Raw genomic sequence first — 24,478 nt, 5'->3', positions numbered from 1 at the left:
GGCTAATGCCGGTTTTTTATTTTGCCCTTGCAATCGTAGCCGTAATCATTGCCGCTGCAGTAGTGGTTTTCTTCCTTATTAAAAATTCTCAAACCGACAAAAATCAAAGCGAATCGATTTTAAACCTTGAAAGAAGGCTCACCGATCTAATGAGCCAGCAGTTAAAAGAGATCAGGGGGAGCGTTGACAACACTTCCAAAGAAATGCACGACCAAATACGCTCTTTTACCAAAGAAGCGACAGAAATAAGTGAAAATATAAAGCAGATTCAAAACAAAGTTTCTGACGTTTCAAGTTTCCAGGATATTTTCAAATCTCCAAAATTAAGAGGTACTTGGGGAGAAGCCCAGTTGGAACATATTTTAGCCCAGCATTTTCCCAGAGAGCTTTATCAAAGCCAATATCTGTTTAATTCCGGAGAAGCAGTGGATTTTATCTTAAAACTGCCGAATGGCAAAGTCGTGCCGATTGATTCCAAGTTTTCTACAGAAAACTTCCAGAAAATGGTAGCTGCCGCCACCGACATTGAAAAGGAATTCTTCAAAAAAGCGTTCCTGGAAGATATTAAAGCTCAGGTCTTGTCTATTTCCCAAAAGTATATTATACCAGGGGAGGGCACCACTGATTTTGCCCTAATGTTTATCCCGGCTGAAGCCATTTATTATGAAATGATCAATAACGTTGCCAAGGAAATTGATATTACCGGCTTTGCCTGGTCAAGAAAAATTATTATTGCTTCGCCAAACACAATTTATTTAACTTTAAGAACAATTGAACATTGGTTCAAAGATACCCAGATTTCAAAACAAACCCAGCAAATCTTAAAAAGATTAGGGAAAATCTACCAGGACGGGGAAAAACTAATGGAAGATTTTCGCAAACTTGGCAGCCACTTGAGAAACGCTTCCTCAGCCTATGACAGCTCGGAAAAAAGGCTGACTCTGTTTGAAGAAAAGGTTGAAAAACTAATTGAAATTGACGAAACTAAAAAATTAGAAAGTAATAATCAAAAAGAATAATCTTTTATGAGCAACTCAACATTAGCTGTGATAAAAACCCCGAAGGATCCCGTCTCGGCGGGACCTACGGGGCAGGCCGGCGGCAAAAACAAGATAGATTTTGCCGTGATAAGAACCGGCGGCAAGCAATACATAGTCAGGCCCGGACAGAAACTAAAGATCGAGAAAATCGAAAAAGAAGTCGGCCAGGAAATCGTTTTCAACGAAGTTCTTCTGGTGGTTGAAAACGAAAAAACGAAAATCGGCACGCCTTTGGTGGAAAATGCCAAAGTTAAAGCCAAAGTTTTGACGCAGGGAAAAGGCAAGAAAGTGATTATTTTAAAGTTCAAGCCCAAAACCAGGTACCATAAAAAAATGGGCCACCGCCAGCCCTATACCGAAGTCGAGATTGAAAGCATTGAAAGCTAAAATATGCAGACAGTTTTTATTGCGACCGGCATTTTTCTTACCTATCTTTTCCTGGCTCATTATTTCAGTTATACAATCCTCAAAAACAAAACTCTCAAGAAAAGAAAGTGGGGTTTGAATATTTGCTGCGGCAGAACGGACGGTGGCGGAGTCAACGCCGACATCAAAAAACATAAAGATTTACCCGATTTTGTTTTGATTAAAGATGTTTATAACCTTCCTTTCACCGACAAACAATTCAAATACGTTCTTTGTTCACACACGATTGAACATGTCGACGACCCGAAAAGATTTTACCAAGAACTCAAAAGAGTGGGGGGAGAACGTTATTATTGTTGTCCCGCCCCTTTGGGATATTTTCGCCGCTTTTCTTGCCATTCCTACACATAAATGGCTGTTTTTAACTTTCAGAAAAGAACATCAAAACCTGCCCAGGTTCGTTCCTCTAATTTACGCCCAATTCTATCAAAAACTCTTCGGCCAATCCGTTTAGGTTTAATAACCGTCTCGCTCTTGCGTCTTTAAGACCTTCGCTTGCATCTTTAAAATCTTATTTTCCATTGTATTTTTATATCCCTTGTACAAGCATATGCGTGCACAGAAGAATATCTAACATAATAATACGGAGGATTTCCACGACTTTTTACAATAATCTGAAATGCCTTTTTAACCTAAGATCATTAGAAATTCTCTCTGTTTCTACGATATTGAGATAAGAATATATATCAAAAAATTCGGCTAAAAATTCTACTTCTTTTTCGCAGGGGTATGGAATAATCCAAGCGCTTTTTTGGAACTGATAAAAACCCAAGTCTTTCAGTCTTTCCCTTAAGGCGTCTCTTGCGCGACCGAATCTATTGGGAATATCAAAAATCACAATCCGCCATTTTCCATCCCAGGTTTGCGGTTTTTCAACCTTCAGACCATCGAGTTGGATTTCTTTTGTTTTTCTCTTTCCCTTTTCGGTAAGCTCGACGGTAAATTTGCCTTCTTTTTCCCGAAGAATTACTAAACGGTTTTTCTTTAATTTTTCAAGCGCTCTCTTAAATTTTATTTTCTCCCATTCTTTTTCAAAATATTTTTGGTTCCGTAAAACTTGCTTAGCAAGATTCAATAAAAAATATGGCGAGGTAGCCGCCACCGCCACAGCACCGGCAATAACCAGTCCCGTCAAAATATCCTTAGCAAGTTCTCCGTATCTTTCTTTCATATATTCATTTATTCATTATAAACTTGTTCATTTCCTGTGCAAGCATATGCTTGCACAGGAGAACAAAATTTTTATGCCTATTTATATCGATTAGACTAACCGATTAATCTAATCGATTAGTTTGTCCGAATGTTTTTTTATCTTTGCTATTTTCTACCTTCCAGAGCAGAAGATAAAGTTTCTTCGTCGGCGTATTCGATTTCAGCTCCAATCGGCAAGCCCTGGCCCAAGCGGGTGATTTTTTTATTCAGGGGCTTTAAAACCCTTTCCAGATACAGGGAAGTGGCAATGCCTTCGGTCGTGTAGCTGATGGCAATAATAATTTCCTTGAAATCGGCCTTGGACAAGCCAAAACTGGCCGGGTTTTTCAGCCTTTCCAAAAGGCTGTCGATTATCAGTTTTTCCGTTTCTCTCTTTTTCAGAGGAGAAAGCAGGCCCCCGAGTATGAAATAGAGGCCTCGGTATTTCCTGGTTTTCTCCAGCAAATCAAGATCTGCTTCTTTTTCGACCAGGCAGAGCAGGCTTTTGTCACGGCCGGGATCAAGGCAAATCGGACAGAGAAGCTCTTTGGCTTTCGGTTCAAAAGGGTTCAGGCAGAATTGGCAGATTCTGACAATTTTCTTCAAGTCGGCAATCGATCCCAAAATCTCCTCTATCTGGGATTCCGGCTTTCTTAAAAGATAGAAAACAAAACGCGAGGCGGTTTTCGGCCCCACGCCCGGAAAATGGGAAAAGATTCCGATCAGCTTTTGAATCTTTGGAGAAAACATTTCTAAGTCAAAAACTCTCTTTCTTCCTTTGCCAAGCTCCTGAAGCTGACTATCCTTTCGTCAAAATAGAGCTCTATCTTGCCGACCGGGCCGTTTCGGTGCTTAGCAATAATAATATCAGCGATGTTCTTTTTATCGCTGTCTTGGCGGTAGCGATCCTCTCTGTATATAAATAAGACCACGTCCGCATCCTGTTCCAGCGAGCCTGACTCTCTTAGATCGGCCAGCCTTGGTATTTGGGGAGACCTTTGCTCAACTGCCCTTGAAAGCTGGGAAATAGCCACTACCGGCACATTCAATTCCCGGCCCAAACCCTTTAAAGATCTGGAGATTTCGGTGATCTGCTGAACCATGCTCTCTGTTCCGGTTCTCGGCTCAACCAGCTGAAGATAGTCAATGACTAACAGGCCGAGCCCGTGCTCTGCCTGCAATCTTCTGGCCATGGCCCTCATTTGAAGAACATTGGAAGTGGCAGCGTCGTCAATAAAAATAGGGGCTTCAGCCAAAACTCCTAAAGCTGCCTGGATTTTGCTAAAGTCGTTGTCCTCTCCTTTTGAAGAAAGCGTCCCTGTCCTGATTTTCCAGAGATCAACTCCTGACTGGGAGGCGATAAGTCTGTCAACTACCTGGTCCATTGACATTTCCAGGCTGAAAACGCCGACGGGCAGTTTTTCATTTACGGCCACGTGCTTGACAAAATCCATGGCCAGAGAGGATTTTCCCATTGAAGGCCGGGAAGCTAAGATTATCAGGTCAGACTTCTGGAGCCCGGAAAGCATGTTGTCTAAGTCAACAAAGCCGGTCGGCACCCCTCTGGGGCCGCCTTCGTGTTTGGAAAGCCGGTCGATCCGGTCAAAAGCTTCCTCAAGACTGGCCTTGATAGGCAGGAATTTTTGGGTCAGGGATTTCTGAGTGATGCTGAAAATTCTTTTCTCGGCCTGATCGAGCAGAATCTCGACGTCCTCGGATTCGTTGTAACCCATCTGGCCGATCTCGTGGCTGGCGTCGATCAGGTCCCTTAAAATCCTTTTGCGCTGGACTATTTTGGCATAATTTAGAGTATGGGCCGCCGTCGGCACGGTATTCACCAGCTGGGTCAAGTAGGCATTGCCTCCGACTTCTTCAAGCTTGTCAGTTTCCTTAAGCCTGATGGAAACCGAAAGCAGATCAATCGGCTCGCTCTTCTCGAAAAGCTCGGCCATCACCCGGTAAATCTCCTGGTGGTCTGGCTTGTAAAAATCCTTTGGTTGCAAAAAATCAATCACCTTGACGATGGCGTTGTTGTCGATCAAAAGACTGCCCAAAACTGATTGTTCGGCCTCAAGATTCTGCGGAGGAAGTTTGTCTGAAAGCTGGTCCGGCATGATACTTTAAAACTAACAAAACTAGAAGCCTTTGACAACTAAAAGAAATCCCCTTATAATCCACACATACAATCCCTAGTCAGAAAAAAGGAGGCCTGTTATGTTCCAAGAGCTCTGTGACATCTTGTTGTTGCCGTTGGCTCTCATCATCTTCGCCTTTATCGTTTTACTCCGGTGGCGGTTACTCAAAAAACCGGACGCGAACGAGGCGGAAAATAAAACAGCACCAAGAGAGGAGAAATAAGGAATAACCTATCGTCGTCAGACAAAGCAGGACAGAAATAATCTGTCCTGTTTTGATTGGAAGCAATCTACGATTTTGGTTTGATCTTTGGTCCCTCGGTCGCATCTTCAATCTGCCAACCGAGTCTTTCCACCTCTTTTCTGATTTGGTCTGCTTCCTGCCATTGTTTTTCTTTCCTCAAATTTTCTCTTTGTTCAACTAATTTTTCCACTTCTGACGGTATCACAATAGGCGGCATCGAAGGAGACGGTCTGCTATTCTCCGCAATTCTGAGACCAAATACTTTATCAAAATTTATTGACAATTCATATCTATCTTTAAACGAAAGATTTTTGTCCTTTAAAACTTTCCAGATCAATCCAAGACATTTTGCCACATTCAGATCATCAGATAAATAGGCAACAAATTCCTCTGTATATTTTTTTCTTAATAATGGATTATCTTTTGGCGATTTGGAACCAGAAGATTCTTCCCATAAACGAGCTGCCGTCATATATAAACCGATCAGTGCTTTTTCTGCCCCCTTTAAACTCCGCCAGGTAAAGTTTAACCCCTGGCGGTAATGGGAAGTCATGATGAGATATCTCAGAGCTAAAGGATTAAAGCCTTTGGCAATTAGGTCTGTGACTAAAACATTATTTCCCAAGCTCTTTGACATTTTCTCTCCTTCCAACGTCAGCCACTCGTTATGGAGCCAGAAATTAGCCGTCCGCTTGCCGAAGGCGCCGAAAGCCTGGGCGATCTCGTTGGTATGGTGGATCGGGATGTGCTCTTTGCCGCCGGTATGAATGTCAAAAACTTTGCCCAGGTGCTTGGTTGACATGGCCGTGCATTCAATATGCCAGCCGGGAAAACCGCGGTTCCAAGGGCTATCCCATTGCATAATGTGGTTCGGTTGGTTGGTCACCCACAAAAGGAAATCCCAGGGTTTTTTCTTTTCTTTGTCAATTTCGGTCCTGGCGCCGGCAAATTGGTCTTTGAGGTTGAGCCGAGCAAACTTGGCATATCCTGGAAACCTTGAAGTGTCAAAAACCAAACCGGTTTTGGTTTTATACGCAAACCCATTTTTCTCAATTTTCTTGATTAAATCAATCTGCTCTTTGATATGGCCGGTTGCCCGGCAAAGAATATCGGGCCTTTTAATATTCAGCAAGTCCAAACTTTCTGTGAATTGCTTAATGTATTTGTCAGCGATCTCCCAGACGGAAAGATTCTCTCTTTTGGCGCCTTTTTCCATTTTGTCTTGGCCGGTATCTTCATCAGAAGTCATGTGGCCGACATCAGTGATATTCATCACCCATTTAGTTTTGAACCCGGAATAGCCTAAAAATCTAATCAAGGCATCCCACTGGACGTAAGCGTACATATGGCCGATGTGCTGATTCCAGTAAACCGTGGGCCCGCAAGAATAAATGCCGACAAAGCCATTTTTTATAGGCTTGAAATCCTCGAGCTTTCTGGTGAGAGTGTTGTAAAGTTTGATCATTTTACCTAATTTTACTATATTAACCCGTTTTAATCAAAGATAGTCGTGAAAAAAAATAGAAGCGCCGACTCCTTTGGGGTCGGCACTCTACTAATGATGAGATCTATGCTGCCACGAGGTCTCCCTCGGTTTCCTGCAGATATTTCTCAAGGGCTTTTATGGTGTCAAACCATTCCAGTTTGTCACCGATGTAAGCGGCCACGGCATCGCCTGCCTTGCAATGATAAATAGCGCGATGCAAACCAACTATAAGTTTGGTTTCCGTCTTGCCAATCACATGATTGTCCATATCACTAGTCACGTCACCCATGGGGCACCTCCTTTGTGTGCTAATTTGGTCATACCCCCAAAAAAGTATTTTGTCAAGTTCCTGTATTGGTTCAATATTGTGCGTTCATAAAATGCAAAACCCTCTTCACGCGTTGGCGAGAGGGCTTTGATCCAATAAACATTCTTATGGTTTTTGCGCATAGAGCGCATCGAGACGCGTGAACATTTGTTTAAACCCCCGCGCGTGTGTAGGCATATAGAAACCCACGCTCGCACCGGCAGCAAGGCACCTTTGTTTTAAGTCGCCGCTACCTCCTCGCTTAATCAGAGCGACGAGGACAGCTCGACCGTTACTTCGCCTCACTTCCTCGATCACTGCCGGCCCCCTTGCCACGTAGGCGAATATGATGTTTGCTCCATGCTGGCTGTCCCACATGATGCCGCCTTTGCAAGACACTTGCTCAGCTATGAACGCACCCTCTATGTCTGGAAAGGGTTTCCAGAGATAGAATTTCAAAACCTTATTGTCCATCTCGCACCTCCTTTTGTGTGCCACTTCGGTCATACCTTTTCTGTGAGCATTTTGTCAAGCGAATAAAAAAGTCGGACATGCGATGTCCAACTAATACTTTATCTATTTAGAAACTAAAACTCCGCCATAGTGGCCGGAGTTTTGTCGAAAATTGATTCGTGTTCACCTGAGGAACCGGACTGCGTCTGACGGATCCCAGGCAACGTGATCCGCGCCCTGGGAATGGAACTCTTCTGATATCGAAAGTCCAATTGCCTCGGAACTGTACCATATCACAATCGTCAAATAAGTCTTCGTCAGATGACGATCGCCAGCGGCTCGACCCAAATAACTCAAACCGACATCTAGACTGCCAGAAGCGATCACGAACTGGACAAAATCAACATTGACACGTGAAACCTCGACCCTCTGCCGCAGGTAACTGCGCTTATCTTCGTCAAGCGAACCGTAAAAAAGAGCTTGTGGCATTAGGACCTCCTTCGTGAATAGAAAACCGGATATTTAAACGCATGCGCAGAATAGCAAATGCCTTTATTTTTCGCAAGAGGCGTGATATCCTAGAATAATATGACTTTAAACATTTCTTCAAAGAAAAAAGATCTTATTGCCTCCCTTGCCATCGGTGAAATCTCGGCCTGGCTGGCACTGGCCATTTCCAAAAACCTCGTCCAGGACTTCAAGTTTTGGTGGCTGCTGCCGATTACTTTCCCGATCCTGTGCGGCGGGGGAATGATCGTTGCCCTGCTCTTTAAAGAAAAACTGTTGACTCTTTACCAGTTTGCCAAGTTCTTCCTGGTCGGAGGCATGAATACTTTGGTTGACTTAGGAATTTTAAATCTTTTAATCCTTGCTGCTGGAATAAGCTCTGGACTTTGGTATTCTGTTTTCAAAGGCGTTTCCTTTCTGATTGCCACCACCAATTCCTACTTTTGGAACAAACTCTGGACTTTTGGATCCGGCAAGGGCAAATTCCACCAGTTCCTGGTTATCAGCGTCATCGGTTTCTTTATTAACGTCGGCGCCGCCTCCTTTATAGTCAATCTGATCGGGCCGCAAGCGGGCCTGACAGTTAAGACCTGGGCTAATGTCGGTGCTTTAATGGGCAGCGCTGCCGGTCTCATCTGGAATTTCTTAGGTTACAAATTCATCGTGTTTAAATAATGAACCAGGTTTTTTACAGAAAATACCGGCCAAAGACTTTTGGCGAAGTTATCGGCCAGGAGCACATCGTCAAAACCCTGACTAACGCCTTGAGCTCAAAAATTCTTTCCCAAGGATATTTGTTTTCTGGTCCAAAAGGATCGGGGAAAACCACAATAGCCAGATTGTTCGCGAAAGCCCTTAATTGCGAAACTAGAAACAAAAAAACCGCAGAAGCAGAATCAAAAAGAATACCAGATACTAAATACCAGATACTAGATACTAGTTTCGAGCCTTGCAACAAATGCTCAAGCTGTCTTGAGGTTAATGACGGCAGAGCCATTGACTTGATTGAGATTGACGCTGCTTCTCATAGGGGTATTGACGAAATCAGGGAATTAAAAGAGGGGATTAAGTACTCCCCAACAAAGTCAAAATACAAGGTTTTTATCATTGACGAAAGTCACCAGCTGACAAAAGAAGCCTCAAACGCCCTTTTAAAAACTTTAGAAGAACCTCCTAGCCACGCTATTTTTATTTTAGCCACCACCGAAATCCATAAAATGATCCCGACCATCATTTCCAGATGCCAGAGGTTTGACTTCAAAAGGCTGAAAATGCCCGAGATTATAAAACGCCTGGAAATCATTTCAAAAAAAGAGGATCTAAAGATAGAAAAATCAGCTTTGGAGCTCATCGCTTTAAACTCCGGAGGCTCTTTCAGGGACGCAGAAAGCATTCTTGACCAGGCCGCCACTTTTTGCTCAAAACAAGGCAGGGAAACCGTCATCAAAACAGAGGATCTGAGGGAAATGCTGGGAATGGTGGGCATCCAAAAGGTTTCAAGATTTGTTGGTTTCATCTTGGACAAAGACGCCAAAAACGCCTTAAGCTTTTTAGGTCAGGTTTTTGAAGAGGGGATAGACCTGCAGGAATTTGTTTCAGAAACGGTGAAGTACCTCCACGCCAGCCTGATGTTCAAAATCGGAGGAGAAAGCCTACACAATCCTTTGACCGACGGCTTGACCGATGAGGAATTCAAAAACCTCAAAAACCAAGCGCAAAAGTTTAAAGAGGAGGATTTAAGAAAGCTCATAAATCTGTTTTTAGACGCCCAGAACCGAATGAAATCTTCGCCAATCTTGCAATTGCCCCTGGAGCTGGCAATTGTCGAGTATTGCGGAGTTGAATAGTTTTTGGTATTTGGGTTTTGACATTGCCGGGTCGCCCGCCTCGACTCGCATTCGCTCGTCGATGCGAGGCGGGTCTAATGGTAGGACCAAAAAATATGTTTATCGTTTATCTGCTCAAAAGCGATATTGCTAATAAAAGCTATATTGGAGTAACTAATGATATTAAGAGAAGACTAGAGGAACATAATTCTGGAAAACATGCTTACACAAAAAGATACATGCCGTGGACAATTATTTATACGGAAAAGTTTAATAACTTCATTGGTGCCAGAAAAAGAGAAAAATACTTGAAATCTGCCAGCGGCCGTAAATTTTTAAAGAAGATATTTTGATGCTTTAAGTGCGCAATAGATATTGCCGGGTCGTCTAATGGTAGGACGGAGCTCTTTGAAAGCTCTAATGAACGTTCGATTCGTTCCCCGGCAGCTCTTCAATTTTCGCTTCTGCTCAAATTTCAGAGTCTACATCCTTCGCTGCACTCAGGATTTCGACCAATTTAATATACAGAAAATTGAAGACACTGAGGAGCCTTGGCGACGAAGTGCCATGTCATATTACGTTTACATAGTTGAGTGCGCAGACCAGTCATTATATGTTGGATGTACGAATGATTTAACAAAACGGATAAGACAACATAATAATTCAAAATGGGGCGCGCATTATACAAAATTAAGAAGACCTGTGGTTTTGAAGTTTTCAAAGGAGTTCAACACCCTTAAAGACGCTAGGCGCTATGAATCAGAAATAAAGGGGTGGCGCCGTGAGAAGAAACTTAATTTGATAAAAAATCAGAGTTGACACTATTTTTCTTCAGGGTCAACCCTGAGTTTATCGAATGGGTTGACATGTATATATGGTAGATATATAATCGATATATGACAAGCAAAATGATTTTCAGCATTGATTCGCAAATCAAAGAGCGCGCCATGAAAAAAGCGCAAGCCGATGGCGTGCCTTTTTCAATGATTCTTAAGCTTGCCGCGAAAGCGTACGCGGAGAATAAGCTCAATATTATCTTGGGTCACGATCTTGCGTTTAATCAAAACACCAAGCAAGAAATAGAACAAGCGACTCAAGACATCAAAAGGAATAAAAATCTTTCTCCCGCTTTTAAAGACGCGAAGAAAGCCCTGACATATTTGAAGCGTTAGAATCATGGAGGCTGTTTTCCATAAAAATTTCAAAAAGAAGTTTAGTAAACTGCCGAATAATATCAAGACGCAATTCCAAAAACGCCTCGATATATTTCTAAATAACCCCTTCGATCCATCCCTTAACAATCATTTTGTAGGGCGGGCGTTCCCCGGATGCCGAAGCATCAACATAACAGGGAATTACAGAGCGATTTTCCAAGCCAAAGAGAAAATCTCCATATTTATCACCATTGGATCCCATTCAGAACTTTATTCATAGATTCCCACGGGCTTGCCCGTGGGAATCTGTTTTGTGTTAAAATTCAAGAATTCAAGGTGACACAAAAGCAATGCTTATTGACGACGTTGAAATAGAAATAAAGGCTGGCCATGGCGGAAAGGGCGCGGTGGCGTTTAATAAAAACATGAAAAGCCTCGGGCCGGTCGGAGGGTCGGGCGGCAAGGGCGGCAGCGTCTATGGCGAAGGCGTCTCCGATCTCACGGCGCTCCGGCAGTTCCGCTTTAAAAAGGTGTTTTCGGCGGAGGACGGCCGGGACGGCCGCGGTCAGTTCCGCGACGGTTACAACGCAAGTGATCTCGTCCTGAAACTTCCAATCGGAACCGTCGCCCACAACCTTACAAACGGCAGCGAAATTAACTTTGAAAAGACCGGCGAGCGGATCCTCCTCGCCAAAGGCGGCCTCGGCGGAAAAGGCAATTTCCAGTTTCGTTCTTCACGCAACACCACGCCGAAACAAGCGCAACCGGGTCTGCCCGGAGAGCATTTTGCCTTCCGGCTCGAGCTCAAGTTTATTGCCGATATCGGTTTCGTGGGACTTCCAAATGTCGGCAAATCAAGCTGGCTCAATGAGCTTACGAATGCCAAAAGCAAAGTAGCCAATTATCCATTTACCACGCTTGAACCCAACTTAGGCGCATACTACGAACTTATCCTCGCGGATATTCCCGGGCTCATCGAGGGATCATCAAGCGGTCGAGGGCTGGGTATCAAATTCCTCCGCCACATTGAGCGGACGCATATTCTTTTCCACTTTATTTCAACGGAATCTGCAGCTCCCCTGAAAGACTACCAGATCATCCGCCAAGAACTAGGCGCGTGGAACATGGCGCTCCTTAAAAAACCAGAACGTCTTTTTCTAACAAAGAGCGATCTGGTAATGCCGAAAGATCTCAATAAAAAATTATCGGCGCTCAAAAAAATAGATCCCTATGTGATAGCGATTTCTGTGAACGATACGGAAAGCATAAAAAATGTAGAAAAGATCCTGAACGACATCAAGGCTAAAAAATGACAAGAACTATCTCTGTCGTCTGAACCGTCCCGGCCTTGAATATCTTGGCACAAATATGGCCGGGCGGACGAGTGGAAGCTGGGGAAGTTTCGAGAGCGGTAAAGTTTCTCGGATCAGCCGCTCGATCCCCCAGACATCGCTTTTCTCCTCTGGCATGGCAAAAGAGATAGCATGGCCAGCATCACCTACCCGTCCCGTCCGTCCGATGCGATGAACGTAGTCCTCCGGGCTATGGGGAAGATCGTAGTTTAGCACCAGCTCGATGCCCCTCACGTCTATGCCGCGAGCGGCAATGTCGGTGGCCACGAGAATTCGATAAGTTCCGTTCCGAAATCCTTCGAGTGCCTCCCGGCGCTGGTTAAGCGACCTATTTGAGTGAATTTCTGCCGCGGTCTGGCCCAAAGCGCGGATGTTTCTGGTAATTTTTCTCGCGCCGAATTTCGTGCGGGAAAATATAAGCACGGATCCGCGATATTCCGTTAAAATTTTTTCTAGAAGCCGCGGCTTGTCCTGTTTCTGCACGAAGAAAAGTTCTTGCGTAATCTTCTCGGGCGGAGTACCCGGTGGAGCGATCTCAATACGAACAGGAAATTTCATATACGAGCGCGCCATAATAACGATGTCTTGAGGCATTGTCGCCGAGAAAAGCATGGTTTGCCGATCGCGAGGCAGTACCTGGAGTATCCGCTTCAACTGTGGCGCAAAACCCATATCAAGCATCCGATCTGCCTCGTCGAGAACCAGAACGGCAATGGATTTGAACGAAACCGTCTTTTGCCCAAGATGATCGATGACCCTTCCCGGGGTGCCAATCACAATCTGAGGATTCCTACGGAGCGCTTGAATCTGGCGGCCAATGGGTTCGCCGCCGATCAAAACCGCCGTCCGCACGCCGAGGGGAGATCCGATCTTATGGAAGACTTCATTTATTTGGAGGGCGAGCTCTCTTGTCGGCAAGACGACGAGCCCCTGTTTTCCTCGGAGCGCGGCCTGAATCATGGGCACGCCGAAAGCCAGCGTCTTTCCGGTGCCGGTCTGGGCGATGCCGATCATATCTTTTCCCTCTATCGCCGGAGGAATCGATTTTTCCTGAATAGGAGTGGGAACTTTGAAATTAAGTCTATCAAGTATCTGTAATATGTTTGGGGCGATGCCAAGGCTGTAAAAACCCAAAGATTGATCCATATAGAGTACCATATCACAAAAAAGAACGGCGGAGAAATCTTCAGCGCTAAACCATGACCGGTTCGAATCCGAGCCCCGCACACGCCGAAATACCGCTTTCCGTGTCTCATTTGCCTCATTTTGTGCTAAAATCCTAATATACATAGAGAGTGTTTTTCGTTTCGATAGAACAGGAAGGAATGATAGGAAGAAATTATAAATATGAAAATATCAAAAGTAGAATTTGTCAAAGGTGTTATCGGAGACAATTACGGCATGGAAGATAATTTGCCGCATATCGCTTTTTTTGGCCGTTCCAATGCGGGGAAATCAAGCGTAATTAACTCTTTAGTCGGTAAAAAAGACTTTGTAAAAGTGAGCAAGACGCCGGGGAAAACGCGTGAAGCGAATTTTTTCCGCATCAATGATTCTTTTTATTTAGTTGATTTTCCCGGATACGGATATGCGAAGTGTTCGATATTGGAACGCAACAAAATGATCAAAAGGATTCTTTGGTATGTGGAGTTTTCCAAAGCGAGGCCAAAGGCAATTTTTTTAATTATTGATGCCAACGTCGGTTTGACTGCCCTTGATCGGGATATGATAAAAATTCTTGAAGCAAACAAACACCAAGTTATCATTATTGCAAACAAAATTGATAAATTAGCTAAAGGCGCCGCGGAAAAACAGCTTTCGTTAATCCAAAAAGAAGCGCGAGATATACCAGTTTTGCGATATTCGGCCAAAACAAATGAAGGAAAAAATGAATTAACCAAAAGAATTACTGCAGACTTAAATTTATTGAAATAACCCACGACCGAAACGCGTCATTAGGGAATAGCTAAAATCGCTAAAATTCCCCTTTCCCGGTAGTAGTCCTTCGATAAACTCAGGGCATTCGGGCAATTTTGAGATAATGAGCAAGTTAGCAAAAATTTTCCAATCGCGAAGATTTAAAGAAATAACCATTATCTTGGGTATTTTATTTTTTGTTTTAACTCTTGTCATCTCGCTTGATCCAAAGCCGTTTCTGAAATTTGGCTATAGCGGCGTTTTTGTTTTCAACTTGTTCGGCCCCGGGACTTTACTGGTATTTTCGCTAGCCAAGCACATGAACATTTTTTGGTTGGCCCTGGCCTCGGCTCTGGGAATGTCGTTAAACGACAGCGTCAGTTGGCTGGTGGGCAGAAGCGGGGACGTGATTATGCCCCGTTCCAAAAAAGTGGAGAAAATAGAAGCAAGCATCCACAAATTTGGCCCGATCGCTTTTTTTGTTTGGTCTTTGATTCCAATACCTTACGATATAATCGGCTTTGTCGCCGGCTATTTGGAATTTCCTTATAAAAGTTTTGTTCTTCCTATGTTTTTGGGCAAATTCGTTCGGTTTATTATATTGGGATTTGGCATCGTATCGTTTGGAAAGATTATTTAATAATAACCTCCGAACAAACGATGTCCGATTGCTACGCCCAAAACCGCCGGGACTGTTGACAAACTTTTTGGAATTTGCTTGTGTAAATATAGCTCCTTAAACATATCGTTGGGAGAGTCGCAAAGTGGTCGTCTTTTTAGCTAAAGGTGGCTAATTTGTGGCTCTCTCAATGTTGATTCTTTTCCGAGGCTCCGGGCGTGGAAGTACCATTTGAAGTACAAGCGCACGATGAGCATGTCGACCAAACGCCCGCCAGCGCGGAAAAGAGAAGTTGGGAGAGTCACTTTTTTTTAGTGACTCTTTTTTTGTTTTCTTTAGATTTATTCTATAGACAACCTTGTTTTTTTGACAGGGTTTTTTGTAATTGACTCTTGACTGAAAGAACTTTTTCTGTTTGGCTAGAGATAGCTCTCAGACGAGCTAGAAAAGGAGATGTGCCCAATGGCACAAATAAGTCTTTTAGATCTTTTTTTACAATACGTTTGGATTGACACCAGGTCTGTCATGGGGAGCAGTCAACACCCAAGCTCAGCCGGGCAGAAAGTTCTTGGTGAGTTAATCCAACGCCAACTTCTTGAAGCGGGTTTGGGATTCGATCAACTCATACCCCTTCGGGATGGTTCGTTCCTGGTCAATTTCTCGGCCACGCCAGGTTCACAAGGAGCTCCGCATGTTGTTTATGCGGTTCACCTTGACACTCACTATAGCTTTCCCGGCAAAGCTTGCCCGATCGTTCACTATTACAGAGGCGGGGATATTGTTCTTCCTCAAGGAGGAGTGATAATTTCGGCGAATGATCTTGCCGGGCTAGGAGGAGGCAAAAGGATCGTCACCGCTGACGGCAGCACGCTCCTTGGCGCGGATGACAAGGCTGGCGTTGCTGCTCTCGTCGTGGTTATTCGATCACTTCTGGCTGACAGCATCGAACACGGGCCTCTCACGTTTTGGTTTTGCGTAGATGAGGAAACCGGTGGCCTGGACTTTGAAGCCGTGCCCGCAGAAACGGTTAGGTCCTGGAGTATATTTTGGACCGTAGATGGGGAACAGGCAGGGTTGATTGACGTCGGCTGTCTTGCCAGCCATCTGACCGTAATCAGCTTCAAGGGCGAAACGGCGCATCCTGGTCTTCAGGGCGATAGAATCAAACCAGCTCACTACGCTGCCGCCAAATTTGTAGCAAGGCTGGCTGAGGAGTATCCGACGCCAATGACCGCCAGCGGACAACGACCATTTTATTATGTCGTGGAGATAAAGGGCGACGCGACTCTGGCATCAGTCACCTGCGTGCCTCGATCGTTTGACACGGCAGAATTAGAGCAGATGGCACAAACGCTCCGGACGCTTGCCGAACGCTGCGCTCACCGGTACGGGTGTACGGCTACTGTTGATGATAAACTAAGCTGTATTAATACCCGCCTGGCCGTTGACAAGCACATGGACCTGGTTCAGCCGGCAATTGATGCCCATCGCGCCTTGGGCCTTGAACCAAAGTTGGGTGATGTCCGTGGGGGAACGGACGGTGCTGCCCTAAACATGCTCTATCCGGACCTGCCGGCTCCCAATATAGGGGCAGGGGCCAGGAATTTACACGGCCCAAAGGAGTTCCTGGTCGTTGATGAGCTCGAGCTGGTGCCTCCAATCATACTTAATATGATCAGGCGCTACTCCAGAATGAGCATCTAAATTTCATGAAGATCATAGATAACTCGGTGCGATGGAGGACGCACTGAGTTTTTTGTTAGAGATGATAGTGAATGGGTAGTGAATGGGTGACAGTCACCTTTCAAATAATTCCGCCTAGAGAAATTCTTCTGATTATTGTAGAATTAAATCAGGCATTTTGGAGTTTCGGGTTTATGGCTAAAATGAATACTTAAAAGTTTAATCTTATATCACTTGATATCTTTCCAAATTCCAAAAAAACAACTTCTTTAATATCTAATCATGGGAAAAACCTTTATTCCAAGTAAAAATATAGGGCTCTTTTTCGGAATCAAGAAAGCGATCGCTTTAAGAATAGGGAACTGGGAAGAGACCGAGAAAGAAAGTCTTGTTATCGTCGCGCCGGAAACCACTCCAAAAAAGAGGATTAAGACCGCCGAGAGCAAAAGAGGAAAGTTTTTGAAGAAAGATAAGGTCACTGTTAAGTTTATCGAAAACATTTCGAATAAAGCCAGCCTTGAAAAGAATTTAAAAAGACTGGAACAGGGGATTGAAGTAAGGCATTTTCCTCATCACGGATTCAGCGTTTCTGTCCGCGACAGAAAGACAGTTTTGCTCGAATTTCCGATGCCAAAGAACGAACTCTTAAACATATTGATAAAAGACAGAGATTTCGCAAAGATGACGGCCGCCTACTTCAATAATATCTGGAAGAAATCCCAGCCGCTGGATAAGAAGCTAATAGAAAAGTTGAGGTGGAAATTCCGAAGATAATTTTTATTCTATTCATAACCGCCTATTGGCTCCTGGTCAGGATCCCGCTTATTATGGGGAAAAAACGCCGCCAGAAACCGGCTGAGAAAGAGAAACTGAAGATAATCGGGGAGCTACCGCTATTCCTGTCAATATTATTCTATCTTCTGGCCATCTGTCTGATCATGCCGAAATCCCTGGAGATCTGGCCATTCCTAATCGGGATGACGTTAATCGTTTCTGGCGTTCTGTTCAATGAATGGGCGAGAAAGATTTTAGGAAAGCAATGGAGCGGCCCGGCCAGAATAGTCAAAGATCACGAATTAATAACCAAGGGTCCGTACTCAATAGTCAGACACCCGATGTACTTTGCCAATATGGTAATGCTCCTCGGCTGCCTGCTCGTGGTCCGCTCATACGTTCTGCTTGGGTTGGCCGCGCTGATATCCGGACTGCTGATCTACAGGGCCAGAATCGAAGAGCAAGAGCTGAATAATAAATTTGATAAAGAATATCTAGACTACAGGAAAAAAGTTGCCTTAATTATTCCTTTTATATATTGATTCCGTCCTAAAATAGCATGCGGCTCTGTTTTGTCACTTCAAGCGAAAATAAACTCAAGGAAGCGGAAAGCATCTTGGGCTTTAAAATCGACAAAGTCAATTTGGATATCAAAGAAATCCAGAGCCTTGACGTTGAAGAAATAGTCAAAGACAAGGCTGAAAAAGCGTTTGATCTGGCAAGAAAACCGGTGATGGTTGAAGACACCGGTTTTTATATTGAAGCGTGGAAAGGCTTTCCCGGAGCTTTGATCAAATGGGTTCTCAAAACTCTGGGAAACGACGGTCTTTGCCGGCTTCTCCAGGATAAAAATCGGACAGTCATAGCTAAAACCTGCGTTTGCCTGTATAACGGCAAAGAATCAATGGTCTTTTGCGGGGAAATTAGGGGCAAGATGCCGGAAAAACCTCTGGGCCAGAACGGCTTTGGCTGGGATCCGATTTTCATGCCCCAGGGGCTTACTAAAACCTTTGCCCAAATAACCCCGGAAGAAAAGGACAGAATATCGATGCGCAAAATCGCCCTCGTCAAGATGAAAGATTTCCTGGACAAAAATCCGAGTTCCCTAAATTAGTCCCATCAAAGATCTATTTTTCTGTTTGACACTTTAGTCAGACCGTTTTAGTATTTTATTATAGGGATCGCGTTCACGATCCTGAAAAAGGAGGCTTATCAGCCCTTTCGCATAACAAGATTCTCAAAAAGACACCTTATCTCTTAGATAACAGATCGGAGGATGAAATGACTAAATGGGAAGAATTACTACTTCTCTTGAAAGAGGTGGCCTATTACGGCCACACCCTGTCCCTCTTTGACGCAGACAGGGAAACTATGCTGCCAAACAATGCCGGCCCCGGGCGCGACGAAATCAAGGCTTTCATGGCAGGAAAAGCAGCCGAAATGTTCACCCGGCCGGAAATCGGAGAAGTGCTGGCTCAATTGGCCAGCGTTACCGATCTTGACCCAGGCCGCGCCAATCTTGTCCGGATGATTGAGCGAGGCTATACGCGAGCCAAGGCAGTTCCGCTACATCTCGTCAGCGCCCTTGCCAAGGCCACCTCCCAGGCCCATCGTGATTGGACACAAGCTAAAGATAGAGCCAACTTCGACGTCTTTCTGCCCAGCTTGAGGCAAGTCCTTAACCTGGCCAAAGAAAGAGCCAGCGCATTGGGCTCTGGACATCACCCGTACGACGACCTCGCACCCGACTTTGAGCCTGGCATAACAGCGGAGGAAACGAAGAGAGTCCTATTTCCGCTGCGACAGCCTCTGACTGACCTGGTCAGAAGGATTGCTGAGGCGAAGCCAGTGGACGAATCCTGTATACAGGGATTCTTTGCGCCCGACCGCCAGGAAATATTCAGCCGGCTCATCCTGGCTCGCATGGGATTTGATTTCGGGTCCGGCAGACTGATCGCCGTTCCTGGCCATCCAATGACCATCACTGTCGGCCCCAACGACATCCGGCTCACAACCAAGATCAAACCCAACGACATAAAGATCTGCCTTTTTGGCACCATGCACGAGGGAGGACACGGCCTCTACTGCCAAGGGGCAGCCTCTGACTTTGACTGGCTCTGGTTTGACATCGGCGGCCTTGCTTACTCCATGGCCACGCATGAGTCCCAGTCGCGGTTCTGGGAAAACGTCGTCGGCCGCAGCATGGCTTTCTGGGAATACTTCTTCCCGTTCCTCAAAGCCATCATGCCGGAGTTCCAAGAGGTGCCGCTGGACGCCTTTTGGAAAGCGATCAATGCTTCCAAACCCTCGCTCATCAGGACGGAGGCGGACGAGGTTACATACGGCCTCCATATCCTTCTGAGATTTGAATTGGAGCTTGCTTTGCTTTCCGGCGAACTGGACCCTGCTGACCTGCCTGCGGCCTGGAACGCCAAAATGAAAGAATATCTTGGAATCACGCCCGAGAATGACGCCGTGGGTTGTCTCCAGGATGTGCACTGGTCGGTCGGCTACATCGGCTACTTTCCTTCCTATTTGCTGGGCAACCTGATGACTGCCATGATCCGCGAAAGGATGGAAACCGACATGAGCCTCACGGCTGAAATCGGGTCAGGGAAACTCTTGGCCGTCAAAGCGTGGCTGAAAGATCATATCCACGACTGGGGCATGGCTTACGAAATGCCAGCCCTGGTCAGAAGTCTGACCGGGGAAGATCTGAATCCCGGTCCCTATCTGGCATACTTGGAGGAAAAGTACAGCCAAGTCTACAATCTCTAGGAGAAGATGAAAGACCTAAGGGGCGGACAAAACAAGTCCGCCCCTTAAAGTTCAGTATTCTAATTTATGCAAGACTGAGTTATTATTAAGAAAATATAATTAATCTCCCATGGGAAAAAACAAACTTGTTAAAACAGTCCTGATCCTCGCCTTCTTTTTTGCTGCCGGCGCTTTAAGCTGGCGAGCTTTGAATCAGGAGCCGCAAAATAATCAACCGGAAAACACGCCAAAAAACATGAACATCGTCAAAATCAAGACCAATATGGGCGAAATCAGGATTCAAACCTATGATGACGACGCCCCGAAAACCGTTGAGAATTTTATCAAACTCGTCGAGAAAAACTTTTACGACAACCTGACTTTCCACCGGGTCGTTAAAGACTTTGTCATCCAGGGCGGAGATCCCAATGGCGACGGCACCGGCGGCCCGGGCTATACTTTTGAAGACGAACTGAATCCCGAAACCGAATCCTACCAGACCGGCTACAAAAAAGGAGTGGTGGCGATGGCCAACGCCGGCCCAAATACCAACGGCAGCCAGTTTTTCATCGTCCTCAAAGACGCTTCTTTGCCGCATCTCTACACTATTTTCGGCAAAGTAATTTCAGGACAGGAAGTGGTCGATGAAATCGGAGAAGTCCTGGTCGGACCAAATGATAGACCTCTGACGCCGGTAGTTATGGAAAGCGTCACCGTCGAGAAATAACCAAACTGGAAGAAAACTATGGATCAAATATATTGCAAAGAAGGGACTCTTTGCCATCAGTATCCGCTGGAGAAAAGAAAAATCATTAAGGATCTTATCAAGCCTTTTCTGGGAATGGGTACGATAACCTCGGTGATAATATCTGGCCTGATGGTCGTCTGGATATTAGGGCAAATGGGACCGGAAGAGATATCCAAATTCGGCCCTAACGAGTTAAAGTCTTTCCTCGCCCTTCTTTTCATATTGAGTGCTGCGCTGCTGGGAAGTTATGTTTTGGACCGGCTCAATTACCGCTCTGTGTTTTACGATATCAAAGACAACATGCTTATTATTAAAAGCGGTTTGTTTTCAAGAAAAGAAATTATTGTGCCTCTAACAAAAGTTCAAGATGTCTATCTTGACCAAGATATTGGAAACAGGATTTTTAAACTCTATGACATCCGGTTTTCGCTTAATCTTGCCGGTTCTTATCTGCAAGCACGCATTGATGGCTTGAACGCCACAAACGCCGCCGCTTTAAAAGAAAAGGCGGTCGAAGAAATCAGACGGGCGTCAAGCCAAAACAAAAAACCCGCGCCTCGAGACTATACCGGACAAGAAATTTTGAGTTATCGCTACCCGCGAGAAAAACGGGTAATTGCCAAGAGAATATCTGGCCGATCAGAGACATATTTGATATTTTTCGGCTGGCTCGCCTGGGCTTTGATGATAATTTCTCCTTCGGCAAGCAAGGGGGCACTGAATTTACCTATCGTTTTGTTCGCCGCCTTTCCGCTAGTCTTTTTTGGCGTTTATTTACTCGCCAAATTGTTAAGGGAAAAATCGTCCTACAGCTCATATTTTTACGACCTGACACAAGATAAAAACATAATCATTCGCCAGGGAACGACCAAAAAACAAGAAACTTCCGTACCCTTGTCTAGAATCCAGGCAATTTACATCAGCCGAGATATTTTAGACCGGTTTCTCAAGATTCACAGCGTCAATTTTGCCACGCCAGAATCGAATAGCGGCATCGACGGATTCAACTTGGCCAACGCCAATGCCTTTGTCAGTCTTTTAATTGAAGAGTTGAATAACGTTTCCGATTAGAACATAACAAAAACGTCCCGCTTGAAGCGGGACGTTTTTGCTTAACATAATTTTATTCATTTGCTCTCTTGGCATATTCTCCTGTTTCGGTGTTGACTTCAATAAGATCTCCTTCTTCAATGAATAGGGGAACATTAATGGAGGCTCCGGTTTCCAAAACGGCTGACTTGACTCCGCCCTGGGCCCGATCGCCCTGAACGCCCGGAGGGGCTTCGGTCACTTTTAACTGGACTTTGATCGGCAAAGAAACGGTGATAATCTTTTCTTCAAAGATGATGGTGTCAATGACTTGCCCGGCCTTCAGAAACCTTGATCCCTGGCCAACTTGTTCTTGACTCAACTCAAGCCTCTTGCTCGAATCTTTCTCTTCGGAAAAGAAAAACCTGCCCCGGTGATTGTAAAGATACTTTGCCCTCAATCTCTGGAGATCGGCCTCCTCAAAGTGATCGCTCGAATGGAAACCCTGCTCAATAACCTTGCCGGTAATTAAGTTTCTCATTTTCACTTGGGCAATTCCTTCTCGCTGGGCTTTTTTCATCTGGTTGAAATCTAAAACCTCGTAAGGCTGGCCTTCATAAATGAACTGGATGCCTCTTCTTAAATCGAAATAACCCAACATAAATTATAGTATATAGTATTTAGTATCTGGTATTTAGTATGAAACTATTCCAGGGTGGCACCGACAATGTCCCGGTGTCCCCTTAAAAAGTCTTGGACGGGCACGGGCTTTTTCCCTTCGAGCTGCAGAATCTCGACAACCAAAGAGCCTTTCTGGGCCTGAACCGCCAACTTGCCGTCTCTGGTCAAAAAAACAAAACCTGCTTTTCTCTCCGGTTCATTCTCATTTATAGCGTGCGACGATATATCGGACATTCTGTCCGTTATAACATGGGTTTTCAGGATTTTCAAGATCTTTTTTTCAAAAAACGTATAAGTTCCCGGCCAGGGATCAAAAGCTCTGGTCTGCCTTTCAATGTAGTCGGCCGGACAATCCCAGTTAATTCTACCGTCTTCTTTTTTAAGCTGGGGGCAATAGGGCGTAGGGGATTCTCCTTGGGGCCGGGGAAAAATCCCGCTTCCAACCAGAGCAGAAATGGTTTTCACCAAAAGGCTGCCGCCCAAACCAGCCAGTTTATTTGTTAGTGTTAAAGCCGTGTCTACCGGCAAAATCTCCAATTTTTCCTGAGAAAGGATGTCGCCCTGGTCGATTTTTTCCGACATTCTGATAATAGTCACTCCGGTTTCCTTTTCGCCATTTAAAATCGCCTGGGGAATAGGGGAGGCGCCCCGGTACTTTGGCAAAAGAGAGGGATGAACGTTGAGGCAACCGTACTTTGGGATATTCAAAATCTTTTTGTCCAAGAAAGGCGGGCCAAAAGCGGCCAAAACAATAAAGTCTGGTTGAGAATTAAAAAGGACCTGGCGGAATTCGGGAATGTCAAAAGATTCCGGCTGCAAAACCGGAAGGCCGTATTTTTGCGCTTCAATCTTGACCGACGGGGGAGTTAGCTCCTGCCGGCGACCAATGGGTTTATCCTGAGAAGTCACAACCAAAACCGGCTTGAAATTATTTTTGACAAGTTTCTCTAAAATAGTGGCCGCAAAATCCGGCGTTCCGAAAAAAACAATCTTCATCTTACTGAAATCTTTGGCTATTTGACGATTCTCCACTCAACTTCGTCGTCTTTGCCGGCGAATTCCAGCCAGTCGCCGTCTTTGGTGACAACGTACCATTTTCTTTTGCTTTCCGACCAAACCATCGGATCTCCCTGGAAATAAGGTTTCTTGACGATTTCCTTGGGCTTCAGCTTGTCCAACTCCAGCCATTTCTTAAAAACAGTTTCTATGGCATAGTCCAATTTCCTTGATTTTGCCCAGTCGGCGACTCTGGTAATGGCGGCTTTGGCCTTTCTGACAGATCCGGCCAAAATCAACAGCTGCTTTGCCGGCCGGGTAAACCTAGAATAGATGATTTTCTTTTTTCTGGCGTCTTTCTTGATCCGCTCCAAAGTCAAGCCTTTGGTATAGAAATAGTGGTTGACGATCTTTTGGATCTCGGTTTCCTCTTTTCTTTTCTTTCGGCGTTTTTTCTCAAGACGTTGGTTGGTTTTCTCAGTCATGGTATTTTTCGACTTCGAACCGGTAAATTAAGATTTCTTCTTTTTTGAGGTCAATGCCAGCTTTCTGGGAGGCGATATAAATCTGGGCGTCAACGCTGTCAATGCCCTTAAGGCCGGGGAGCAAAAGTCCGGTTTTTGAAGGAAAATCTCTGGCCTTCACTATAATACCATACTTTTTCGGATCGAGTTCTTCAAGCCTTTCCATTTGTTTCGGTTCTCCCAGGATATAAACGGAGTAAGAAAGCTGGCCTAAGTCTTCTTTTGAGACCGGAGAAAACCTGGGATCCTGGCTGGCCGAAGCAACGGCGTTATGGATCGTTTCCTGGGCAATGTTTTCTCTGACAGGCAAATAAGTGCCGACACAACCTCGTAATTCTTTTTCAGCGTCGGTTCCGCGTTTTTGTTCAGCGTCAGTTCCGCGTGGAGATCGAAAGATCGACACGAAAACCCCGGCTTTTTCCATCAAGAATTCCTCCGGAAGGTTTTTCGGAATATCTGCAACCTTGCCCTCTCTAATATATGTTTCAACCGCTATTCTCGCTAATTTGGCTATGTTCATTTAGGCTGCCCCGTAGGAAATTAAATATCTTCCGTGGTTAGAATGTTTAAATTTTCATATATCATAAGGCATTATTTAAAAATAGTTAGAGGGGTTTTCAGACGAAGAT

30 protein-coding genes and 1 tRNA gene are annotated in these 24,478 nt (G+C 45.0%); 19 read left to right on the top strand and 12 right to left on the bottom strand.

Annotated elements, in window-relative coordinates; genetic code table 11:
- Positions 1-5 precede the first annotated feature (5 nt).
- From Q8N16_01195 to Q8N16_01185, 3 genes are all read left to right on the top strand, one after another.
- A complete protein-coding gene (locus tag Q8N16_01195) occupies positions 6-1,019 on the top strand; it encodes a DNA recombination protein RmuC (protein ID MDP3093361.1) in 1,014 nt (337 codons plus the stop codon).
- A gap of 93 nt (positions 1,020-1,112) precedes the next feature.
- Positions 1,113-1,427 (top strand): 50S ribosomal protein L21, encoded by a 315-nt coding sequence (gene rplU / locus Q8N16_01190; GenBank protein ID MDP3093360.1) that lies wholly within the window; start codon positions 1,113-1,115, stop codon positions 1,425-1,427.
- 3 nt (positions 1,428-1,430) lie between these two features.
- Positions 1,431-1,817, top strand: coding sequence for a methyltransferase domain-containing protein (locus Q8N16_01185; GenBank protein ID MDP3093359.1), 387 nt, complete (start codon positions 1,431-1,433; stop codon positions 1,815-1,817).
- 253 nt (positions 1,818-2,070) lie between these two features.
- Here Q8N16_01185 and Q8N16_01180 read toward each other — a convergent pair whose 3' ends face one another.
- The 7 genes from Q8N16_01180 to Q8N16_01150 all read right to left on the bottom strand — a co-directional run bounded on the left by Q8N16_01180 (position 2,071) and on the right by Q8N16_01150 (position 7,771).
- Entirely contained in the window at positions 2,071-2,637 is a 567-nt protein-coding gene (locus tag Q8N16_01180) for a hypothetical protein (protein ID MDP3093358.1), read from the bottom strand.
- A 146-nt stretch (positions 2,638-2,783) separates the two neighbouring features.
- Entirely contained in the window at positions 2,784-3,407 is a 624-nt protein-coding gene (gene recR / locus Q8N16_01175; protein ID MDP3093357.1) for a recombination mediator RecR, read from the bottom strand.
- 2 nt (positions 3,408-3,409) lie between these two features.
- Entirely contained in the window at positions 3,410-4,771 is a 1,362-nt protein-coding gene (gene dnaB, locus Q8N16_01170; protein ID MDP3093356.1) for a replicative DNA helicase, read from the bottom strand.
- Positions 4,772-5,082: 311 nt separating this feature from the next.
- Positions 5,083-6,501 (bottom strand): cysteine--tRNA ligase, encoded by a 1,419-nt coding sequence (gene cysS, locus Q8N16_01165; GenBank protein MDP3093355.1) that lies wholly within the window; start codon positions 6,499-6,501, stop codon positions 5,083-5,085.
- Positions 6,502-6,604: 103 nt separating this feature from the next.
- Positions 6,605-6,811, bottom strand: coding sequence for a hypothetical protein (locus Q8N16_01160; protein MDP3093354.1), 207 nt, complete (start codon positions 6,809-6,811; stop codon positions 6,605-6,607).
- Between the two features lie 144 nt (positions 6,812-6,955).
- Positions 6,956-7,336, bottom strand: coding sequence for a hypothetical protein (locus Q8N16_01155; protein MDP3093353.1), 381 nt, complete (start codon positions 7,334-7,336; stop codon positions 6,956-6,958).
- A 129-nt stretch (positions 7,337-7,465) separates the two neighbouring features.
- Positions 7,466-7,771 carry a hypothetical protein gene (locus Q8N16_01150; GenBank protein ID MDP3093352.1) on the bottom strand — a complete coding sequence of 102 codons (306 nt, stop codon included), beginning with the start codon at positions 7,769-7,771 and terminating at the stop codon, positions 7,466-7,468.
- Positions 7,772-7,870: 99 nt separating this feature from the next.
- On the opposite strand from Q8N16_01150, the gene Q8N16_01145 reads away from it, so the two are divergent.
- From Q8N16_01145 to obgE, 7 genes are all read left to right on the top strand, one after another.
- Entirely contained in the window at positions 7,871-8,464 is a 594-nt protein-coding gene (locus Q8N16_01145; protein MDP3093351.1) for a GtrA family protein, read from the top strand.
- A complete protein-coding gene (dnaX, locus tag Q8N16_01140) occupies positions 8,464-9,636 on the top strand; it encodes a DNA polymerase III subunit gamma/tau (GenBank protein ID MDP3093350.1) in 1,173 nt (390 codons plus the stop codon). The genes Q8N16_01145 and dnaX overlap by 1 nt, the downstream gene beginning before the upstream one ends.
- A 95-nt stretch (positions 9,637-9,731) precedes the next feature.
- On the top strand, positions 9,732-9,968 hold the full coding sequence (locus Q8N16_01135; GenBank protein ID MDP3093349.1) for a GIY-YIG nuclease family protein: 237 nt from the start codon (positions 9,732-9,734) through the stop codon (positions 9,966-9,968).
- A gap of 23 nt (positions 9,969-9,991) precedes the next feature.
- Positions 9,992-10,062: transfer RNA gene (locus Q8N16_01130), tRNA-Gln, on the top strand.
- Between the two features lie 120 nt (positions 10,063-10,182).
- The gene (locus Q8N16_01125) at positions 10,183-10,434 is read left to right on the top strand and encodes a GIY-YIG nuclease family protein (GenBank protein MDP3093348.1); all 252 of its coding nucleotides are present in this window, start codon (positions 10,183-10,185) and stop codon (positions 10,432-10,434) included.
- Between the two features lie 77 nt (positions 10,435-10,511).
- A complete protein-coding gene (locus tag Q8N16_01120; GenBank protein ID MDP3093347.1) occupies positions 10,512-10,787 on the top strand; it encodes a hypothetical protein in 276 nt (91 codons plus the stop codon).
- A gap of 332 nt (positions 10,788-11,119) precedes the next feature.
- On the top strand, positions 11,120-12,082 hold the full coding sequence (obgE, locus tag Q8N16_01115) for a GTPase ObgE (GenBank protein ID MDP3093346.1): 963 nt from the start codon (positions 11,120-11,122) through the stop codon (positions 12,080-12,082).
- A 6-nt stretch (positions 12,083-12,088) separates the two neighbouring features.
- Here obgE and Q8N16_01110 read toward each other — a convergent pair whose 3' ends face one another.
- On the bottom strand, positions 12,089-13,279 hold the full coding sequence (locus Q8N16_01110; protein MDP3093345.1) for a DEAD/DEAH box helicase: 1,191 nt from the start codon (positions 13,277-13,279) through the stop codon (positions 12,089-12,091).
- Positions 13,280-13,468: 189 nt separating this feature from the next.
- Between Q8N16_01110 and yihA the strand changes: the two genes are divergently transcribed.
- The 9 genes from yihA (at position 13,469) to Q8N16_01065 (ending at position 21,690) form a co-directional block, all read left to right on the top strand.
- Entirely contained in the window at positions 13,469-14,056 is a 588-nt protein-coding gene (gene yihA, locus Q8N16_01105; GenBank protein ID MDP3093344.1) for a ribosome biogenesis GTP-binding protein YihA/YsxC, read from the top strand.
- A 106-nt stretch (positions 14,057-14,162) separates the two neighbouring features.
- Positions 14,163-14,678: a VTT domain-containing protein gene (locus Q8N16_01100; GenBank protein MDP3093343.1), complete on the top strand. Its 516-nt coding sequence runs from the start codon at positions 14,163-14,165 to the stop codon at positions 14,676-14,678.
- 441 nt (positions 14,679-15,119) lie between these two features.
- Positions 15,120-16,361, top strand: coding sequence for a M20/M25/M40 family metallo-hydrolase (locus Q8N16_01095; GenBank protein MDP3093342.1), 1,242 nt, complete (start codon positions 15,120-15,122; stop codon positions 16,359-16,361).
- 261 nt (positions 16,362-16,622) lie between these two features.
- Positions 16,623-17,114: a hypothetical protein gene (locus Q8N16_01090; protein ID MDP3093341.1), complete on the top strand. Its 492-nt coding sequence runs from the start codon at positions 16,623-16,625 to the stop codon at positions 17,112-17,114.
- Positions 17,096-17,656, top strand: a complete 561-nt coding sequence (locus Q8N16_01085; GenBank protein MDP3093340.1) for an isoprenylcysteine carboxylmethyltransferase family protein — start codon at positions 17,096-17,098, stop codon at positions 17,654-17,656. The genes Q8N16_01090 and Q8N16_01085 overlap by 19 nt, the downstream gene beginning before the upstream one ends.
- Positions 17,657-17,673: 17 nt before the next feature.
- A complete protein-coding gene (locus Q8N16_01080) occupies positions 17,674-18,228 on the top strand; it encodes a non-canonical purine NTP pyrophosphatase (GenBank protein MDP3093339.1) in 555 nt (184 codons plus the stop codon).
- A gap of 167 nt (positions 18,229-18,395) precedes the next feature.
- Positions 18,396-19,892: a carboxypeptidase M32 gene (locus Q8N16_01075; GenBank protein MDP3093338.1), complete on the top strand. Its 1,497-nt coding sequence runs from the start codon at positions 18,396-18,398 to the stop codon at positions 19,890-19,892.
- Positions 19,893-20,001: 109 nt separating this feature from the next.
- Entirely contained in the window at positions 20,002-20,598 is a 597-nt protein-coding gene (locus tag Q8N16_01070) for a peptidylprolyl isomerase (protein MDP3093337.1), read from the top strand.
- An 18-nt stretch (positions 20,599-20,616) separates the two neighbouring features.
- Complete coding sequence (locus Q8N16_01065) at positions 20,617-21,690, top strand: PH domain-containing protein (protein MDP3093336.1); 1,074 nt, start codon at positions 20,617-20,619, stop codon at positions 21,688-21,690.
- A 52-nt stretch (positions 21,691-21,742) separates the two neighbouring features.
- Here the strand turns inward: Q8N16_01065 and Q8N16_01060 are convergent, their stop codons facing one another.
- The 4 genes from Q8N16_01060 to Q8N16_01045 are packed head-to-tail and all read right to left on the bottom strand — an operon-like array spanning position 21,743 to position 24,369.
- Positions 21,743-22,309: an elongation factor P gene (locus Q8N16_01060; GenBank protein MDP3093335.1), complete on the bottom strand. Its 567-nt coding sequence runs from the start codon at positions 22,307-22,309 to the stop codon at positions 21,743-21,745.
- A 44-nt stretch (positions 22,310-22,353) separates the two neighbouring features.
- A complete protein-coding gene (gene fmt, locus Q8N16_01055; protein ID MDP3093334.1) occupies positions 22,354-23,325 on the bottom strand; it encodes a methionyl-tRNA formyltransferase in 972 nt (323 codons plus the stop codon).
- Between the two features lie 17 nt (positions 23,326-23,342).
- Positions 23,343-23,810 (bottom strand): hypothetical protein, encoded by a 468-nt coding sequence (locus Q8N16_01050; protein MDP3093333.1) that lies wholly within the window; start codon positions 23,808-23,810, stop codon positions 23,343-23,345.
- The gene (locus Q8N16_01045) at positions 23,803-24,369 is read right to left on the bottom strand and encodes an AMMECR1 domain-containing protein (protein MDP3093332.1); all 567 of its coding nucleotides are present in this window, start codon (positions 24,367-24,369) and stop codon (positions 23,803-23,805) included. The genes Q8N16_01050 and Q8N16_01045 overlap by 8 nt, the downstream gene beginning before the upstream one ends.
- Positions 24,370-24,478 lie beyond the last annotated feature (109 nt).

Source organism: bacterium (genome assembly GCA_030693425.1).
In the GTDB taxonomy this organism is placed as follows: Bacteria; Patescibacteriota; Minisyncoccia; order Minisyncoccales; family GWA2-46-15; genus GWA2-46-15.
The sequence above is the reverse complement of the archived record's forward strand: the minus strand, read 5'-3'. Positions and strand labels throughout refer to the sequence as shown.

Bases quoted from the DNA above. Each gene is read 5' to 3' on its own strand.
- Q8N16_01135 (MDP3093349.1), top strand. From the start codon at position 9,732: ATGTTTATCGTTTATCTGCTCAAAAGCGATATTGCTAATAAAAGCTAT.
- Q8N16_01125 (MDP3093348.1), top strand. From the start codon at position 10,183: ATGTCATATTACGTTTACATAGTTGAGTGCGCAGACCAGTCATTATAT.
- obgE (MDP3093346.1), top strand. From the start codon at position 11,120: ATGCTTATTGACGACGTTGAAATAGAAATAAAGGCTGGCCATGGCGGA.
- Q8N16_01090 (MDP3093341.1), top strand. From the start codon at position 16,623: ATGGGAAAAACCTTTATTCCAAGTAAAAATATAGGGCTCTTTTTCGGA.
- Q8N16_01065 (MDP3093336.1), top strand. From the start codon at position 20,617: ATGGATCAAATATATTGCAAAGAAGGGACTCTTTGCCATCAGTATCCG.
- fmt (MDP3093334.1), bottom strand. From the start codon at position 23,325: ATGAAGATTGTTTTTTTCGGAACGCCGGATTTTGCGGCCACTATTTTA.
- recR (MDP3093357.1), bottom strand. From the start codon at position 3,407: ATGTTTTCTCCAAAGATTCAAAAGCTGATCGGAATCTTTTCCCATTTT.
- Q8N16_01095 (MDP3093342.1), top strand. From the start codon at position 15,120: ATGGCACAAATAAGTCTTTTAGATCTTTTTTTACAATACGTTTGGATT.
- Q8N16_01150 (MDP3093352.1), bottom strand. From the start codon at position 7,771: ATGCCACAAGCTCTTTTTTACGGTTCGCTTGACGAAGATAAGCGCAGT.
- Q8N16_01070 (MDP3093337.1), top strand. From the start codon at position 20,002: ATGGGAAAAAACAAACTTGTTAAAACAGTCCTGATCCTCGCCTTCTTT.
- Q8N16_01075 (MDP3093338.1), top strand. From the start codon at position 18,396: ATGACTAAATGGGAAGAATTACTACTTCTCTTGAAAGAGGTGGCCTAT.
- Q8N16_01080 (MDP3093339.1), top strand. From the start codon at position 17,674: ATGCGGCTCTGTTTTGTCACTTCAAGCGAAAATAAACTCAAGGAAGCG.
- Q8N16_01100 (MDP3093343.1), top strand. From the start codon at position 14,163: ATGAGCAAGTTAGCAAAAATTTTCCAATCGCGAAGATTTAAAGAAATA.
- cysS (MDP3093355.1), bottom strand. From the start codon at position 6,501: ATGATCAAACTTTACAACACTCTCACCAGAAAGCTCGAGGATTTCAAG.
- Q8N16_01050 (MDP3093333.1), bottom strand. From the start codon at position 23,810: ATGACTGAGAAAACCAACCAACGTCTTGAGAAAAAACGCCGAAAGAAA.
- Q8N16_01160 (MDP3093354.1), bottom strand. From the start codon at position 6,811: ATGGGTGACGTGACTAGTGATATGGACAATCATGTGATTGGCAAGACG.
- Q8N16_01120 (MDP3093347.1), top strand. From the start codon at position 10,512: ATGACAAGCAAAATGATTTTCAGCATTGATTCGCAAATCAAAGAGCGC.
- Q8N16_01185 (MDP3093359.1), top strand. From the start codon at position 1,431: ATGCAGACAGTTTTTATTGCGACCGGCATTTTTCTTACCTATCTTTTC.
- Q8N16_01145 (MDP3093351.1), top strand. From the start codon at position 7,871: ATGACTTTAAACATTTCTTCAAAGAAAAAAGATCTTATTGCCTCCCTT.
- dnaB (MDP3093356.1), bottom strand. From the start codon at position 4,771: ATGCCGGACCAGCTTTCAGACAAACTTCCTCCGCAGAATCTTGAGGCC.
- Q8N16_01045 (MDP3093332.1), bottom strand. From the start codon at position 24,369: ATGAACATAGCCAAATTAGCGAGAATAGCGGTTGAAACATATATTAGA.
- dnaX (MDP3093350.1), top strand. From the start codon at position 8,464: ATGAACCAGGTTTTTTACAGAAAATACCGGCCAAAGACTTTTGGCGAA.
- Q8N16_01110 (MDP3093345.1), bottom strand. From the start codon at position 13,279: ATGGTACTCTATATGGATCAATCTTTGGGTTTTTACAGCCTTGGCATC.
- Q8N16_01180 (MDP3093358.1), bottom strand. From the start codon at position 2,637: ATGAAAGAAAGATACGGAGAACTTGCTAAGGATATTTTGACGGGACTG.
- yihA (MDP3093344.1), top strand. From the start codon at position 13,469: ATGAAAATATCAAAAGTAGAATTTGTCAAAGGTGTTATCGGAGACAAT.
- Q8N16_01060 (MDP3093335.1), bottom strand. From the start codon at position 22,309: ATGTTGGGTTATTTCGATTTAAGAAGAGGCATCCAGTTCATTTATGAA.
- Q8N16_01155 (MDP3093353.1), bottom strand. From the start codon at position 7,336: ATGACCGAAGTGGCACACAAAAGGAGGTGCGAGATGGACAATAAGGTT.
- Q8N16_01195 (MDP3093361.1), top strand. From the start codon at position 6: ATGCCGGTTTTTTATTTTGCCCTTGCAATCGTAGCCGTAATCATTGCC.